The sequence below is a fragment of the Vibrio sp. 704 genome (genome assembly GCF_033339295.1).
The window spans coordinates 1-585 of record NZ_JAWOUH010000735.1 but is presented as its reverse complement, the minus strand read 5'-3'; the positions used below and the strand labels follow the sequence as shown (position 1 = coordinate 585).

Below are 585 nucleotides of genomic sequence, written 5' to 3'. Positions count from 1 at the left end.
ACTCAATGTAGCCGCCCGGCGTGTAACCGCCGCTCAATGAAGTAACACCGTCTTGATCTAAGAAGCGGGTAATGTGTTTTTCGAAGTCGTATTTCTCTGCCGATGCTTTCGTCTTCGCACTGACAGTATCGCCGTCAACGGTCAACAAGTTGAGGATTTCACCGACTGCATTGTTGTTTACCGTCGCCGTCACTTTGTACTCAATTTTAGTGCCTGCGGGGATGGAGGCATGCGTGTCGATATCTCGATTATTTTCAACTGAACCATCAAGATCGAGAATGGCTTTATCGCTACCACTGACGATGTTCTGCTCGATAGTCCAGCCCGAATCAAACGCCTTTTCACTTGTTCCATCAACAAGTTCCACCGTGATGTTGGATAAGCGATCCACCACAGGAATATTGTACGCGTTCCCCTTACCATCGTTTTCAATCGTTAGGCGATAGACCAATGGCTGACCCGGCTCATAGCTTGCTTCATCCACGGTTTTGCTGAATGAAAGATGGTAGCTGTTTGGAATAACGGTGATACCGCCGATGGTAATGTTACCTACCGACTCTTCACGAACTACGCCTTCGACTTGGT

Annotated in this window: 1 protein-coding gene; it reads right to left on the bottom strand. The window is 48.0% G+C overall.

Annotation, left to right across the window (positions count from 1 at the left end; translation table 11 throughout):
• Positions 1-585 (bottom strand): hypothetical protein (locus R7R24_RS28815; RefSeq protein WP_318120472.1); only part of this gene is annotated, 585 nt, incomplete at both ends.